The sequence below is a fragment of the Micromonospora sp. DH14 genome (assembly GCF_029809455.1).
Taxonomy (GTDB): Bacteria; Actinomycetota; Actinomycetes; order Mycobacteriales; family Micromonosporaceae; genus Micromonospora; species Micromonospora parva.
This window is the reverse complement of record NZ_JARVKT010000031.1, coordinates 16,076-30,368: the sequence shown is the minus strand read 5'-3', so window position 1 is coordinate 30,368 and position 14,293 is coordinate 16,076. Positions and strand designations below refer to the sequence as shown.

The window sequence follows — 14,293 nt, the reverse complement described above, 5'->3', positions numbered from 1 at the left end:
GCCCGCATCGGACGCCGGCTCGACGGCCGGGCCCGCATCGGACGCCGGCTCGACGGCCGGGCCCGCACCGGGCGTGGGCTGGTCGGCGGGAGCCGGGGCGTCGGCGGTGCCGGCAGGCCGGGGAGTACGCGCCGGACGGGCCCCCGGGGCGGGCCGGGCCGGACGCTCACCGGCCGGTCTGGCCGGGGTGCCGCCACGCGGGCCCTCCCCCACACCACCGGCGCCAGCCGGGGTGGGCGTGGGCCCCCACTCGCCCGGAGCGGGAACGCCCGGCGGACGGATCGGTCGACGCCCGCCGCCGGCCTCGGACTCGCCCGGTTCCTTCGCGCCCGGCCACGGTTTCGCCACCCGGGACGCGAGCACGAACTCCTTACGCAGCGGGTGGCCCTCGAACTCCGGGGGCAACAGCAGCGGCAGCAACTCGCCGTGGCCGGCGAAGTCGATGCCGAACATCTCGTGCGTCTCCCGCTCGTGCCAGGCGGCACCGGGGTAGACGTCGACAACCGAGTCGACGGCGGCTGCGTCGCGCGGCACCCGGGTACGCAGCAGCACGCCGTGGCGCAGTCGGCTCGACCAGAGGTGCGCGACCACGTCGAAGCCGTCGGCCAACTCGTCGACGGCGGAGAGCCAGTCGAAGAAGTCGCAGGCCAGCTCGGTGTCGTCACGGGCGGCGGACACCGCGGCCAGCCAGCTCGCCGGAGGTACGTCGACGGTGGCCCGGGCGAACCGTTGCCCGCCGGAGACCGACGGGGTCACCGCGACCGGCGCGAGCAGCGCGACCAGTCGAGCGCCGACCTCTTCGGGAGTCATGCCGCTGATCCTAGTGCCGGCCGGGCCCGCACCTGCCCGCCGCCGACGCCAGCCGATCTCGCGGCTTTGGGCGCGGTGCACGTCCCGGCGGGGAAAGATGAGGGCGTGCGCGCTGTGACGGTGAGACCCGGGGTCGCCAACTCGCTGAGCCTCGTCGAGGATCAGCCGGAGCCGTCTGCCGAGGAGGGCGCCGTCCTCGTGGAGGCGCTGGCGGTGGGGATCTGCGGCACCGACCACGAGATCATCGCCGGGGAGTACGGCGAAGCGCCGCCGGGCGCGGACCGCCTGGTCATCGGGCACGAGTCACTGGGACGGGTGATCGAGGACCCGAGCGGCACCGTGCAACCCGGCGACCTGGTGGCCGGGATCGTCCGGCATCCCGACCCGGTGCCCTGCCCGAACTGCGCCGTCGGCGAGTGGGACATGTGTCGCAACGGCCAGTACACCGAGCACGGCATCAAGGCGCTACCCGGGTTCGCCCGCGACAGGTGGCGGATCGAACCCCAGTTCGCGGTCAAGCTCGACCCGGCGCTGGCCCAGGTCGGCGTGCTGTTGGAGCCGACCAGCGTGGTGGCGAAGGCCTGGGACCACATCGAGCGGATCGGGCACCGGGCCGAGTGGCAGCCGCAGACCGTCCTGGTGACCGGGGCCGGCCCGATCGGGTTGCTGGCCGCGTTGCTCGGCACCCAGCGCGGGCTGACCGTGCACGTGCTGGACCGGGCCACTGATGGGCCGAAGCCGGAACTGGTCGCCGGGCTCGGCGCCACCTACCACGCGGTGCCGGTCAACGACCTGTCCTTCGAACCGGACGTGGTGATCGAGTGCACCGGCGCGCCCACGGTGGTCCTCGACGTCATGTGCAAGGCGGGCCCGACCGGCATCGTCTGCCTGGCCGGGGTGTCCACCGGTGGCCGGACCATCGACTTCGACGCCGGGGCGCTGAACCGGTCGCTGGTGCTGGAGAACAACGTGGTGTTCGGCTCGGTGAACGCCAACCGGCGGCACTGGAACATGGCCGCGCAGGCGCTCGCCCGCGCCGACCAGGTCTGGCTGGAGTCGCTGATCACCCGGCGGGTGCCGGTGAACCGGTACGCCGACGCGTACAGCCCCGGGCCGGACGACATCAAGGTGGTGCTGGAGTTCGCCTCCTGAGCGACGCCGCGCCCGATCAGATGCCCGGCAGGCGACCGTTGCGGAACAGGTCGACGAAGAGCTGGTGGTCCTGGCGGGCACGCACCCCGTACGCGTGCGCGAAGTCCACCAGGTGGTCGACGAAGCCCGCCTCGTCGGCGTCCACAACCGCGACGATGGCCTCCTCGGTGGAGTAGTCCACCAGGTCGTGACTGGATTCGTCGTCGGCCACCGAGTGCATCCGGGCCACCGCCCGGCCCAGGTCGACGAGCACCCCGGTCAGTTCCTCCGGCTCGTTCACGTCCGACCAGTCCAGGTCGGCGGCGTACGGGGAGACCTCGGCGACGAGCTGACCGGCCCCGTTCAGCTCGGTGAAGCCCAACCACGGGTCGGCGTGCGCCTGCAACGCCCGCTGCGACTCGGCGGTCCGGTGCCCCTGGTGCTGGAAGTAGCCGCGGACCGACTCGTCGGTGACGTACCGCGCCACGGCCGGGACCTGCGCCTGCTTCATGTAGATGACGACGTCGTTCTCCAGCGCCTGGGTGTGCCCCTCCAGCAGCAGGTTGTACGACGGCAGCCCGGCCGAGCCGATGCCCACCCCCTTGCGCAGCACCACGTCCTTGATCCGCGCCGCCACCGGGCGGAGCTGCGTCGAGGCGGTCGGCAGGGTGCCCAGGTAGTCCTGGAAGGCGACGCTGACCAGGTCCCGGGTGGCGGCGTCGATCTCGAAGACCCCGTCGCCGATGGAGAAGCGTCGCTCGTAGTTGTCGATGGTGGTCTGCGCGGCGAGCAGGTCGACGCGGGTGTTGAGCCGGGCCCGCTGCAGCACCCGGCGCAGCACCCCGTCGGCGTTGTCCAGGGTGATCGAACCGATCGCGTCGTCACCGCCGGCGGCGATGGCCCGCAGCTCGGTCAGGTACGACCTGGCGAAACCGGCCACCAGCTCCCCGATCGCGGTGTCGGAGAGCGCCTTGCCGTAGCCGAGCAGCGCCACGCTGGCCGCCAGCCGGCGCAGGTCCCAGGTGAACGGCCCGACGTACGCCTCGTCGAAGTCGTTGACGTTGAACACCAGCTGCCCGGAGGCGTTCATGTAGGTGCCGAAGTTCTCCGCGTGCAGGTCACCGTGGATCCACACCCGGCTGGTCCGCTCGTCGAGATAGCTGTCGTCGGCGAAGTCGCCGAGCTGGTCGGCGTAGAACAGCGCGGCGCTGCCCCGGTAGAACGCGAACGGCGAGGCCGCCATCTTGCGGAACTTGCGGCGGAAGGCGGCCGGGTCGATCGCCATCGACGCGCCGAACTCCTCGGTGAGCACGTCGACGATGTGGGCGGAGCGCTGGTCCCCTGAGCTGCTCATAGTCCGCAGGCTAGTGCGGCAGGTCCACAACGGGGTGGCGAACGCCCCATCCATCGATCATGCTGTCTGGGTCACGGCGCGGGGGCCCGGACACCATGGTTACGTCCGTCGATCGGGGCGTCGCCACGAACGGCGGCAGGTCCCTCGCCGGGCGTCAACCATGGAGGACCAGACACATGTACCGAAAAACGGGGACCCTGCTCACCGCCGCACTGCTCGGCCTGACCGCGACGATCGGCTGGGCCGTACCGGCCGCGGCCGCACCGGCCGCGGCTGATGCGCCCACCTTCTCGCTGAGCCGGCTGGTGCTCGAACCGACCGAACGCGGCTACCGGGGCAGCCTTCGGGTGACGATCACCAACAACAGCGACAGCACCCAGGGCTTTTACTTCCAGATCCGGGAGGCGGTGGCGGGCTCCTTCTCCGGGGGTGCGGAGTCACGCTGCGAATCCGACGGCGTGGAGGAAGGGCTGTTGGTCCGCACCTGCGCCCTGCCACGTGGCAACGACCTGGCCCCGGGTGAGTCCCGCCGGGCAACTGTCGAATTCCAGGTGCTGACCACCCCCCGGAGCTACCCGATGATCGCGGCGGGCGGCCTGGTCACCGCCTACTCGTACGAAACCGGATCGCTGGGCACCGTTCCGTTCAGCGCGCAGTTCCGCTCCCTCGACGGCAAGCTCGCCCGCCCGCAGACGTACGTGCAGGACACCCAGGCGAACGCGTCCGTCCAGGTGATCGGACCGGTGACCGACGGCCCCGAGAACACCCGGCGGGTGCCGCTCCGGGTCCGGTACGCCGGTGACGCCCGCCAGCTCGGCAACTCACTCACCGCCACACAGCTGCCCGCCGGGTCGATGATCCTCTTCACCGAGCCTTTCGACGGCCCGGTGTACGGCTCCCAGGCTTTCGTGCCGGGCGGGCTGCTGATGCAGGGTGAGGAGCGAGACGTGGCGCTGTTCATCAGCCGACCGACCGACCCGGCGGACGAGTCGACCCCGATCACCGTGGCGCTGGCCACCCACTACTGGAACGAGACGGTGCCGGACGTCGACCCGAGCGACAACACCGTCACGTTCAACCTGGCCGTGGCGGCCAGCTGACCTGACGGTGCGGCGGTCGGCCGCCGCCCGGACCAGTTCCGGGTGGTGGCTGACCGCCGTCAGCTCGCGGCGGGTGGGCGTACCGGGGCGGCGGTGAGCGAGTCGACCGAGCGCGGTGCGGCGGCCTCGCGGGGCGGGGCGTCCAGCGGCGCGGCCAGCACGTCCCGCTGCGGCACACCCCCGATGCCGGACTGTTCGGCGGCGATCTTCTCCTGCAGGCGCAGGATGCCGTGCAGCAGCGCCTCCGGCCGGGGCGGGCAGCCAGGCACGTACACGTCGACCGGGATGATCTGGTCGACACCCTTGGTCACCGAGTACGAGTCCCAGTAGGGGCCGCCGCAGTTGGAGCAGGCGCCGAACGAGATGACGTACTTCGGCTCGGGCATCTGGTCGTAGAGCCGCTTGATCGCCGGCGCCATCTTGTCGGTCACCGTGCCGGAGACCACCATCAGGTCGGCCTGGCGGGGGCCGTGGGCGAACGGGATCACGCCGAGCCGGATGAAGTCGTGCCGACCCATGCTGGTGGCGATGAACTCGATGGCGCAGCAGGCCAGGCCGAAGTTGAACACCCAGAGCGAGTAGCGGCGCCCCCAGTTCAGCACGAACCGGATCGGCTCACCGAGCACTGCCGGCAGCTGCACGACCGCCCCCTCTCCTCACCGACAGTGAATCACAGGCGCCGTCGGTGCGGTCCGGCAGTGAGCGGCCGGTCCGGCCGGCGCTCCGGTCACCAGGTGGGGCGTTGCAGCAGCCCGACGAACTCCACCAACAGCCGCTCGCGCAGCGCCGGGGGCGCGGCGTCGAGCAGGGTGTTCACCACCGCCATCCGCTCGGGCAGCGGCGCACCGTCGGTCTCGCCGCCCATGCCCAGCCCGGCGGCGAGACCCGCGACCAGCTCCGGGGTGAGCGCGTCCGGGGTCAGTGACGTCGCCAGCGCCGTCAGCTCGGGCGGGAGTGCGACCGGGCCGGCGGCCTGGGCGGCGGCCACCGCGGCGGTCAGGTCCGGCCCGAACTCGGCGACCCGGGGCGCGACCGCCGCGGTCACCGTGAGGTGCACGCTGGGGGGCAGACCGGCGTACGACAGCTGGGGTTGGGTGTGCCAGCCCCGCGCGGTCAGCTCGTCGACCAGCACGAACAGGTCGGGGCCGCCTTCGGTGGCGGTGAAGCAGACCACTGTCGACTCCGGTTCGGCCATCAGCCGCAACCCGTCGACGGCGCGGACCGCGTCGGCCAGCCCGGCGACCGCGTCCCGGGTGACGCCGGCCAGCCGCAGGTAGCCGTCGTCGCCGAGGTGCCGCACCGTGGCGTACGCGGCGGCGATCGGGCCGCCCGAGCGGGTGGACGCGATCACCGGGTTGATCATCGTGTAGCCGGGCCAGTCGGCGTACGCGAAGTACTGCGGGGCGCGCAGCATGGCGTCCCGGTGCAGCAGCACCGACACCCCCTTCGGCGCGTACGCGTACTTGTGCAGGTCGACGGAGATGGAGGTGACCCCGGGCACCGCGAAGTCGAACGGCGGCACCGGCTCCCCGAGGCGACGCAGGTACGGCAGGGTCCAGCCGCCGAAGCAGGCGTCCACGTGGCAGCGCACCCCGGCGTCGGCGGCGGCAGCAGCGATCTGGGCGACCGGGTCGATCACCCCGTGCGCGTACGACGGCGCGGAGCAGGCGACCAGCACCGTCTCCGGGCGGATGGCGGCGGCCATCGCGGCCGGGTCGGGACGCAGCGTCTGCGGGGAGACCGGCACGACGTCCAGCGCCACCCGCAGGTAGTGCGCCGCCTTGGCGAAGGCCGCGTGTGCGCTCGACGGCACCACGATCCGGGGTTCGGCGATCTCCGGGTGGGCGTCGCGGGCGGTCTTGACGGCGAGGATCAGCGACTCGGTGCCGCCGCTGGTGACGCTGCCGACGACGTCGGGGGCGGTGCTGCCCGGGCCAGCGCCCAGCACCCGGCCGGCGGCGGCGACCAGCGCGTTCTCCATCGCCAGCAGGGACGGGAACGCGGTCGGGTCCAACCCGTTGACGTGTGCGCTCTCCCGGTGGGCGGCGGCGGCCAGTTCGTCCAACCCCGGTACCGCCGGGTCGTAGACGTACGCGAAGAGCCGTCCCCCGTGGGTCGGCGCGTCACCGGCCCGCAGCGCCCGTACCTCTTCAAGAACCCGTTCCGCGGGGACCCCGGCAGCGGAGAGCGCCCCGGCCTCAACCCTGTTCTCGTCGATCATGGAGTCCTGGTGCCCTTCTGGTGACGGTCAACGGCTTTGTCCCCCAACACAACGCCATGATCGACCAGGTCGCTGTGGGCGGTGAGGGTGTACTGGCGGAGCAGGAGGACCGGCGGGGCGATCAGCAGGGCCGGGATCAGCGTGAAGCCGAGCAGGACGCCCAGCCTCGCCGTGTCGGACTGGGCGGCCGCCGAGCCGGTGTCGGAGGAGACGTAGCCGGACAGTTGCAGCACCAGTCCGTAGATGCCGGGGCCGAGCGCCAGGCCGAAGGTCTCCCCGGCGGTCCACAGCCCGGTGAAGACTCCCGCCTGTCGTCGACCGGTGCGCGCCGTCTCGTGGGCGATGCAGTCCGGCAACATCGCCAGCGCGAAGACCTGCTGGCCGGCGTACCCCACGCCGATCAGCGCGACCACCAGATAGACGGCGACCGGCGGCAGCACCGGCGCGGCGACCAGTGTGAACGCACCGACGGCGAGGATCAGCGAGGCGACGACCAGCGTGCTCCGCTTGCCCAGCCGGGCACCGACCCGGGTCCAGATCGGCATCACCAGCAGCGCCGGCCCGACGAAGCAGACGAACAGCAGGGTCGGCCCGCTCTTGTCGTCGCGCAGGATCTGCCCGGCGAAGTAGTTGACCCCGGCCAGGATCGTCGCCACCCCGGCGGACTGCACCACGAAACAGATCAGCAGAGCCCGGAACGGGCGGTTGGCACCGGCCAGGGCGAGTTGGGCGCGCAGGGTCGGCTCGCTCTCCCCCACCGTGCCGGCGGGCGCGGACCGGGTGCCCAGGAACGCGCCGAGTGCGCCGAGGGCGATCAGCGCCGCCACGAACAGGCCCATCCAGCGGTGCCCGGCGACGCCGTCACCGCCGGCGCCCACCACCAGCGGCGCGACCGCGCCGGAGACCAGGATGGCCAGTGCCAGCACCGCGATCCGCCAGGTCATCAACCGGGTGCGCTCGGCGTAGTCGTCGGTCAGCTCCGCCGGCATCGCCACGTACGGCACCTGGAAGAAGGCGAACGCGGTGGCGGTGGCGAGGAAGGCGAACGCCACGTACGCCGCGGCGGCCGAGCCGTTACCGAAGGGCGCGGCGAAGATCGACGCGAACAGGACGGCGAGCGCGAGGCCGGCGACGAGCAGGTACGGGCGGCGGGCGCCCCACCGCGACCGGGTGCGGTCGGAGATCCGCCCGGCGACCGGGTTGACCAGCACGTCCCAGGCCTTGGGCAGCAACACCAGCAGGGCGGCCAGCCCGGCGGCCACGCCCAGGGTGTCGGTCAGGTACGGCAGCAGCAACAGACCGGGCACGGTGCCGAACGCGCCGGTCGCCAGTGAACCGAGCGCGTAGCCGGCGTGCACCGAGCGGGGCAGCGAGCCGGTGGCTGACGAGCCGGCGCCCGGCGGCGTTTTCATGGGGCTGAATGTTACTCACGTTATTGGGAGGCCTGACCAACCTGCCGGCCCTGGTGCGCACAGCCGAACAGTCAGGTTGACGGCAGCACGGGCCCGCCTTCTGGTGCCCGGCCAGCCGGGGCCCGACGCGATCGTCCGCAGGTTCCTCGTCGTCCACTGCGACGCCGCGGACCGCCAGTGGCCCGACCTGAAACGCGGCGACAACAAGGTGCGGTCCCCACTGCCACTCTGAGCGGCCGCACGGTGCCCCGTCCCTGCCCGGGACGGGGCACCGTCGGTGTGGCACGCCCCGGCCGTCACCGGTCACCCCCGCAGATGATCACGACTCCTCCTCCGGCGACCAGGCCGCCGCCGTGACGTCCACCCCCTCGCCCCGCAGCGGGACCCCCTCGGCGCGCAGTCGGGCCCGCGCCTCCCGCTCGTGCCCCGGCGGCAGTCGACCACTCGCTGTCACCACCCGGTGCCAGGGCACCGAGCCGCCGTGCCGGGCCATGATGTTGCCGACCAACCGGGCGGAGGCACGCCCCGAGCGTTCGGAGAGCGCGTCGGCCACCCCGCCGTAGGACATGACCCGGCCCTCCGGGATCCGCTCGACCAGGTCGAGCACCGCCTCGACGTACTCGTCAGGAGTCACAATCCGCCACCATATGGGAACGCCGCCGGGCGGCGTGTCCGTGACCACGCAGAATGGTCGGGTGCGCGACGCAGTCACGACGGCCCGGCGGGTCGTTGTCAAGATCGGATCCTCCTCGTTGACCACCGCGACCGGCGGGTTGGCCGACGAGCGCGTCGACACGCTGGTCGACACCCTCGGTCGGCTCACCGCCGAAGGGCGCGAGGTGGTGCTGGTGTCCTCCGGCGCCATCGCCGCCGGGCTCGCCCCGCTCGGGCTGTCCCGACGCCCGCGCGACCTGGCCACCCAGCAGGCCGCCGCCAGCGTCGGGCAGGGGCTGCTGATCGGTCGGTACGCGGCCAGCTTCGCCCGGCACGGCCGCACCGTCGGGCAGGTGCTGCTCACCGTCGACGACGTGACCCGGCGGGCGCACTACCGCAACGCGTACCGGACGCTGCGCAAGCTGCTCGACCTGCGGGCGGTGCCGATCGTCAACGAGAACGACACGGTGGCCACCCAGGAGATCCGCTTCGGCGACAACGACCGGCTGGCCGCCCTGGTGGCCGCGCTGGTCCACGCCGACCTGCTGGTGCTCCTCTCCGACGTGGACGCGCTCTGGACCGGCGACCCCACCAAGCCCGACTCGACCCGGATCGCCGAGGTGCGCGACGACGCGGACCTGGCCGGCATCACCATCGGCGGGGCCGGCCGGTCCGGCGTCGGCACCGGCGGCATGGTGACCAAGGTCGAGGCGGCCCGGATCGCCACCGGCTTCGGCATCCCGGTGGTGCTCACCGCCGCCGACCTGGCCGCGCCGGCGCTGGCCGGCGAACCGGTCGGCACGCTCTTCCACCCGCAGCGGCGACGCCCGACGGCCCGGCTGTTCTGGCTGGCCCACGCCACCTCGCCCCGGGGGCGGCTGCACCTCGACCCGGGCGCTGTCGCCGCCGTCGTCGGGCGGCGCAAGTCGCTGCTGCCGGCCGGCATCACCGCCGTGGACGGCACGTTCACTGCCGGCGACCCGGTGGACCTGGTGGACACCGCCGGCGCGTCGGTCGCCCGCGGGCTGGTCAACTACGACGCTGTGGAGTTGCCCGGGCTGCTCGGCCGCTCCACGTCCGAACTCGCCGCGGCGCTCGGCCCGGCGTACGAACGAGAGGTCGTCCACCGCGACGACCTTGTGCTGCTGTGAGCAGACCTTCCCACCTTCACGAGGAGTGCTGGCATGAGCGTGGTTGAGCAGGCGCGACGGGCCCGGGTGGCGGCGGAGACGCTGGCCGTGGCCACGCGTACGGTCAAGGACGCCGCGCTGGTGGCGATGGCCGACGCGCTGGTGGCGCGTACCCCGGAGATCCTGACCGCGAACGGGACGGACCTGACGGCCGGCCGCGAGGCCGGGCTGAGCGCGGCCGTGCTGGACCGGCTGGCGCTCGACGCGGGTCGGGTGGCCGGCATCGCCGACGCGCTGCGCGAGATGGCCGCGTTGCCCGACCCGGTGGGCGAGGTGGTCCGCGGGTCCGCCCTGCCCAACGGCCTGGAGTTGCGCCAGATCCGGGTGCCCTTCGGGGTGGTCGGCATCATCTACGAGGCGCGACCGAACGTGACGGTGGACGCCGCCGGGATCTGCCTCAAGTCCGGCAACGCGGCGCTGCTGCGCGGGTCGTCGTCGGCCGCACACTCGAACGCCGCGCTGGTCGCGGTGCTGCGCGACGCGGTCGCCGGGGCCGGCCTGCCCGCCGACGCGGTGCAGCTGCTCGACGCCAGCTCCCGTGATTCGGTCAAGGAGCTGATGCGCGCCCGGGGGCTCGTCGACGTGCTCATTCCGCGCGGTGGCGCGTCGCTGATCCGCACCGTGGTCGAGGAGTCGACGGTGCCGGTGATCGAGACCGGGGTGGGTAACTGCCACGTCTACGTCGATGCCGCCGCCGACGTGGCGAAGGCCGTCGCGGTGACGCTGAACGCCAAGACGCAGCGCCTCTCCACCTGCAACACGGCCGAGTCGCTGCTGGTGCACGCGGGCATCGCCGACGCGTTCCTGCCGCCGGTGCTGGCCGCGTTCGCCGAGGCGGGGGTGACGGTGCACGGCTCCCCCGAGGTGGCCGCGTACTCCGCCGCCGTGGTCCCGGCGACCGACGAGGACTTCGCCACCGAATACCTGTCCGCCGACATCTCCGTGGCGGTGGTCGACTCGCTGGACGCGGCGGTCGCGCACATCCGCCGCTTCGGCACCGGGCACACCGAGGCGATCCTCACCGACTCGGCGAGCGCGGCCCGCGACTTCGTCGCCCGGGTGGACGCGGCGGCGGTGATGGTGAACGCGTCGACCCGGTTCACCGACGGGGGCGAGTTCGGCTTCGGCGCGGAGATCGGGATCTCCACCCAGAAGCTGCACGCGCGCGGCCCGATGGGCCTGCCCGAGCTGACCAGCACCAAGTACGTCGTCACCGGCAACGGGCACCTGCGCTAGCGGCAGCCGGTGCTAGCCGGGTGGCGCGGGGCGGGCCGCCCGGATGGCGGCCAACGTGGTGTGCACGTCGAACTGGTGGCCGTCGTCGCTCTCCCAGCCGCCGTCGCTGCGCTGGGTCTCGGCCAGCCGGCGCAACGCCCGCACCATGGTCCAGTCCTGTGGGTCCACGCCGGCGCGGCGCAGCGTGGCCGCCAGCCACGCCACGTCCCCCGGGGACATCTTCGGCATCCGCTCGGCGAGCACCACCTGGATCCGCGCCGACTCCTGGAACATCTCCTGCCGGTGCAGCACCGCCGCACTCAGCCAGCCGGCGGCGAGAAACGACGGCCAGCTGCCGTCGGGGCGCAGCCGTGCGGCGAGTGAGTGGGCCGCCGCCTGCACCACCCCGGCGTACGCCCCACCGACCCGATGGTCGAGGGGACCCGAGGCCCGGGCGTCCAGGCCGGCGACGGTGAGCCAGAAACCGGCGTTGGCCGACTGGAGGAACCCGGCCTCGGGGTCACCGGGCCGGGCCCACTCCGGGGCCGAGTCGGCCAGCGACGCGTCCTCGTCCCAACTGCCGTCGGCCTGCTGCCGCGACGCCAGCCAGTCCAGTGCGCGGCGAGCGGCGGGGCGGCCTAGCGCACCCAGATCGTCGAGTTCGGCGAGCCGGAAGCAGGTGGCGTCGATCGAGGCGGTCTCGCCGCCCCAGGTGGCCGGCCAACCGCCGTCCGGTGACTGGCCGACCTCGGCCGTCTCCAGCAGCTCGGCGGGCACCGGCGTGCCGTTGCGGAGCCAGGAGAGGCGGGCACGTTCCACCGCATCCCCATGCGCCACGACGAACCCGATCGCGGCTTCCAAGTCGACCACGGCGGAGACGCTACCTGCGCAGACGCGATGCCGCCTCAGGGAATCGGCCAGCCCGGGATGGCTGCGTCGCTCCGGCCCGACGGCCGCCCGGCGTCATCTGCGTCGATTTGCCGGGGCGGCCGGACGGGCCGCCCCGGACCGATCGTCAGTACGCGGGCAGTGACGGGTCGATCTGCTTGATCCAGGAGAGCACGCCACCCTGCACGTGCACAGCGTCCTTGAACCCGGCCGCCTTGAGCGCGGCGAGTGCCTCCGCCGAGCGGACACCGGACTTGCAGTGCAGCACGATCTGCCGATCCTGCGGCAGCTTCGCGAGGGCCTCACCGGAGAGGATGTCGCCCTTGGGGATCAGGGTGGCGCCGGGGATCCGGACGATCTCGTACTCGGCCGGCTCACGCACGTCGACGAGGAAGATGTCCTTACCGGCGTCCTGCCACTCCTTGAGCTCCAGTGCGGTGATGGTCGCGTCGAGCGTCGCCTCCTGGGCCTCCTCGGAGACCGCGCCGCAGAAGTCCTCGTAGTCTTCCAGCAGGTCGGTGACGGTGGGGTTCTCGCCGCAGAGCACGCAGTTCGGGTCCTTACGAACCTTGATCTTGCGGTATTCCATCTCCAGGGCGTCGTAGACCATCAGGCGGCCGACCAGCGGCTCACCGATGCCGGCGAGGAGCTTGATCGCCTCGTTCACCTGGATCGAGCCGATCGACGCGCAGAGCACCCCCAGCACGCCGCCCTCGGCGCAGGAGGGGACCATGCCGGGCGGCGGCGGCTCCGGGTAGAGGCAGCGGTAGCAGGGGCCGTGCTCGGCCCAGAACACCGACGCCTGGCCGTCGAAGCGGTAGATCGAGCCCCAGACGTACGGCTTGCCGAGCAGCACCGCCGCGTCGTTCACCATGTAGCGGGTGGCGAAGTTGTCGGTGCCGTCGACGATCAGGTCGTACTGGGCGAAGATCTCGCGGACGTTCTCCCGGTCCAGCGCGGTGTTGTGGATCTCCACGTTGACCAGGGGGTTGATCTCGCGGATCGACGCGGCGGCGGACTCGGCCTTGGACCGGCCGACGTCGGACACGCCGTGGATGACCTGGCGCTGGAGGTTGGACTCGTCGACGGTGTCGAAGTCGATGATGCCGAGCGTGCCGACCCCGGCCGCGGCGAGGTACAACAGGGCGGGCGACCCGAGGCCACCAGCGCCGACACAGAGCACCCGGGCGTTCTTCAGCCGCTTCTGCCCGGTCACCCCGACATCCGGGATGATCAAGTGACGTGAGTAGCGGCGGATCTCGTCTACGGTCAGCTCGGCGGCGGGCTCGACGAGCGGGGGCAACGACACGGTGGACTCCCCGGGATCGGCGGTGTGAACCGCGCCATTGTTGCTCGCGGGAGCCCCGCTCGGCCATGACTGACGACACGTGATCCGCTATGCGGGAGCGGGAATAACCGACGACCCCGCCGATCAGGGGACGATGTCCCCCGCGTAGCGACGGCCGTCGAGGTAGGGCCAGGCGTTGGCGACGCAGCCTTCCAGGCCGTACGTCTGCTGTTGCATCACCGGAGCGGGCTCCCCCGGGCCGGGGCACGCCTCGTGGTCCTCGCCGAACTCGTGACCCACCTCGTGGTTGATGACGTAGGTCCGGTAGGTGTCCAGGGAGGCGCCGTAGTCGGGGACCGCCTCCATCCAGCGGGCCAGGTTGATGATGACCTGGCCGGGCAGGCGACAGGAGGTGTAGCGCTCGGTGGTCAACCCGCCCTCCGCGCACATCAGCTCGGAGGTGACCGGGGTGGCCAGGTAGATGGTGAAGTCGGCGTCCTCCGGGTCGGCCACCCGTTGCACCCGCAGCTCCTCGGAGGCGATCCAACTGCGCGGGTCGGCCAGCACCTCGTCGACAGTTGCGGCGAAGACGTCGGGGTCCTGGCCGGCGTCGCGTTCGACGACGACCCGGTAGCGGCGCAGCGGACCGTCCGTGCCGCGCACGGGAGTCTCGCCGTCGGCGGCGGTGAAGCGTCCCGCTCCGACCGACGGGTAGCTGGTGGGCGCCGGGTGCGCGGCCACCCCGCCGCCGTGGCCCATTCCGCCCTGGGTGGCGGCCGGCGGCTCGGCAGCCGGCTCGCCGCCCCGGCTCACCGTCACGCCGATGCCCGCGGCGAGCACGAGCAGGCCGAGCAGCATGCTGCGGCGACGCCGTCGGCGCATCCGAACGAACGTGGGACGCGTATCCCGCCGCGCCGACCGGTGGTCGGGCGGCCGGACCGGGCCGTAAGGGGACGACGGCGTCATACCGTCGAGCCTGCCAGATTATTCGGGCGTTTAACCGTTTTTATCGCTATTGCCGCAAGATGCC

The 14,293-nt window shown here is 72.6% G+C and carries 11 protein-coding genes and 2 pseudogenes; 4 read left to right on the top strand and 9 right to left on the bottom strand.

Annotated elements, in window-relative coordinates; genetic code table 11:
- Positions 1-228 precede the first annotated feature (228 nt).
- Positions 229-810, bottom strand: a pseudogene (locus QCZ28_RS28155) (NADH-quinone oxidoreductase subunit C); the annotation flags it as partial.
- A 105-nt stretch (positions 811-915) separates the two neighbouring features.
- Between QCZ28_RS28155 and QCZ28_RS28150 the strand changes: the two are divergent.
- Positions 916-1,962, top strand: a complete 1,047-nt coding sequence (locus QCZ28_RS28150; protein ID WP_279519461.1) for a glucose 1-dehydrogenase — start codon at positions 916-918, stop codon at positions 1,960-1,962.
- Positions 1,963-1,978: 16 nt separating this feature from the next.
- On the opposite strand, the gene QCZ28_RS28145 is transcribed toward QCZ28_RS28150, so the two are convergent.
- Complete coding sequence (locus QCZ28_RS28145; protein WP_279519460.1) at positions 1,979-3,295, bottom strand: DUF2252 domain-containing protein; 1,317 nt, start codon at positions 3,293-3,295, stop codon at positions 1,979-1,981.
- A gap of 176 nt (positions 3,296-3,471) precedes the next feature.
- On the opposite strand from QCZ28_RS28145, the gene QCZ28_RS28140 reads away from it, so the two are divergent.
- Positions 3,472-4,395: a hypothetical protein gene (locus QCZ28_RS28140; RefSeq protein ID WP_279519459.1), complete on the top strand. Its 924-nt coding sequence runs from the start codon at positions 3,472-3,474 to the stop codon at positions 4,393-4,395.
- A gap of 59 nt (positions 4,396-4,454) precedes the next feature.
- On the opposite strand, the gene QCZ28_RS28135 is transcribed toward QCZ28_RS28140, so the two are convergent.
- The 4 genes from QCZ28_RS28135 to QCZ28_RS28120 all read right to left on the bottom strand — a co-directional run bounded on the left by QCZ28_RS28135 (position 4,455) and on the right by QCZ28_RS28120 (position 8,662).
- Complete coding sequence (locus QCZ28_RS28135; protein ID WP_210864768.1) at positions 4,455-5,036, bottom strand: NADH-quinone oxidoreductase subunit B; 582 nt, start codon at positions 5,034-5,036, stop codon at positions 4,455-4,457.
- Between the two features lie 86 nt (positions 5,037-5,122).
- Positions 5,123-6,616, bottom strand: a complete 1,494-nt coding sequence (locus tag QCZ28_RS28130; protein ID WP_279519458.1) for an aminotransferase class V-fold PLP-dependent enzyme — start codon at positions 6,614-6,616, stop codon at positions 5,123-5,125.
- Positions 6,613-8,028, bottom strand: coding sequence for an MFS transporter (locus QCZ28_RS28125; RefSeq protein WP_279519457.1), 1,416 nt, complete (start codon positions 8,026-8,028; stop codon positions 6,613-6,615). The genes QCZ28_RS28130 and QCZ28_RS28125 overlap by 4 nt, the downstream gene beginning before the upstream one ends.
- A 319-nt stretch (positions 8,029-8,347) precedes the next feature.
- Positions 8,348-8,662, bottom strand: coding sequence for an MGMT family protein (locus tag QCZ28_RS28120; protein ID WP_279519456.1), 315 nt, complete (start codon positions 8,660-8,662; stop codon positions 8,348-8,350).
- Positions 8,663-8,675: 13 nt separating this feature from the next.
- Between QCZ28_RS28120 and proB the strand changes: the two genes are divergently transcribed.
- Positions 8,676-9,833 carry a glutamate 5-kinase gene (proB, locus tag QCZ28_RS28115; protein WP_279519455.1) on the top strand — a complete coding sequence of 386 codons (1,158 nt, stop codon included), beginning with the start codon at positions 8,676-8,678 and terminating at the stop codon, positions 9,831-9,833.
- Positions 9,834-9,866: 33 nt separating this feature from the next.
- Entirely contained in the window at positions 9,867-11,108 is a 1,242-nt protein-coding gene (locus QCZ28_RS28110) for a glutamate-5-semialdehyde dehydrogenase (protein ID WP_279519454.1), read from the top strand.
- 12 nt (positions 11,109-11,120) lie between these two features.
- Here the strand turns inward: QCZ28_RS28110 and QCZ28_RS28105 are convergent, their stop codons facing one another.
- The 3 genes and pseudogenes from QCZ28_RS28105 to QCZ28_RS28095 all read right to left on the bottom strand — a co-directional run bounded on the left by QCZ28_RS28105 (position 11,121) and on the right by QCZ28_RS28095 (position 14,145).
- A complete protein-coding gene (locus QCZ28_RS28105) occupies positions 11,121-12,008 on the bottom strand; it encodes a prenyltransferase/squalene oxidase repeat-containing protein (RefSeq protein ID WP_347815137.1) in 888 nt (295 codons plus the stop codon).
- A gap of 94 nt (positions 12,009-12,102) precedes the next feature.
- Positions 12,103-13,351, bottom strand: a pseudogene (gene moeZ / locus QCZ28_RS28100) (adenylyltransferase/sulfurtransferase MoeZ).
- Between the two features lie 56 nt (positions 13,352-13,407).
- Positions 13,408-14,145: a DUF3152 domain-containing protein gene (locus tag QCZ28_RS28095; protein ID WP_279519451.1), complete on the bottom strand. Its 738-nt coding sequence runs from the start codon at positions 14,143-14,145 to the stop codon at positions 13,408-13,410.
- Between the last annotated feature and the right edge of the window lie 148 nt (positions 14,146-14,293).